Origin of the sequence: Siccirubricoccus soli (assembly GCF_024178315.1) — a bacterium.
Taxonomy (GTDB): Bacteria; Pseudomonadota; Alphaproteobacteria; order Acetobacterales; family Acetobacteraceae; genus Siccirubricoccus; species Siccirubricoccus soli.
On record NZ_JAMZIK010000307.1, the window covers coordinates 1 to 794 of the forward strand.

General features: G+C 61.0%; 2 rRNA genes. Both read right to left on the minus strand.

The annotated features are described in order from the left end of the window. A 23S ribosomal RNA gene (locus NJ376_RS28530) occupies positions 1-211 on the minus strand; the annotation flags it as partial. Between the two features lie 399 nt (positions 212-610). Beyond that, positions 611-794 (minus strand): 16S ribosomal RNA (locus NJ376_RS28535); the annotation flags it as partial.

Consider the following 794-nt stretch of genomic DNA (forward strand, 5'->3'; position numbering starts at 1 on the left):
TTTCCTTCGGGTACTTAGATGTTTCAGTTCCCCGAGTTCGCCTCCCATGCCTATGGATTCAGCACAGGATCTCCCTAAGGAGGGGTTTCCCCATTCGGACATCCGCGGATCAACGATCGCTCGCATCTCCCCGCGGCTTTTCGCAGCGTGCCACGTCCTTCATCGCCTCTTGGCGCCAAGGCATCCACCGAACGCCCTTATCTCGCTCCAGATCGCAACCATCACCACCCGCATGCAGAACCGAGCCGCGGCCCGCAAGGGCACGTCCCGCGCATGAGAGGCTGTGAAAGCTGCACCCTTCGCGCGCACTCACACTCTCAAACTACACAACCAATTCCGGATTTACCTGTGAAAGAACAGCGGCCTCGCCCGCACCGCGTGCTGGCAAGGCCGGGTCTTCTGGAAGCGGCTCCGGGCAAGGCATGGCAAAGCCATGCCGCCCGGGCGCATCTCGTGCACCGACATCGAACGCCCGCCCCACGCATTACGCGCGGCACGAGCAGGATGTCAGGGCATCGAGAGTAGTGAACGGAGCCCGCCGAGGACAAAGTCTGTAAGGATCAACCGCAACCAGAGGACATCCGCCCTCAGCGTCACGATCCTATCCTTGAAAGGAGGTGATCCAGCCGCAGGTTCCCCTACGGCTACCTTGTTACGACTTCACCCCAGTCACTGACCCTACCGTGGCAAGCTAGCCCCTTGCGGTTACCGCACCTGCTTAAGGTAGAACCAACTCCCATGGTGTGACGGGCGGTGTGTACAAGGCCCGGGAACGTATTCACCGCGGCGTGCTG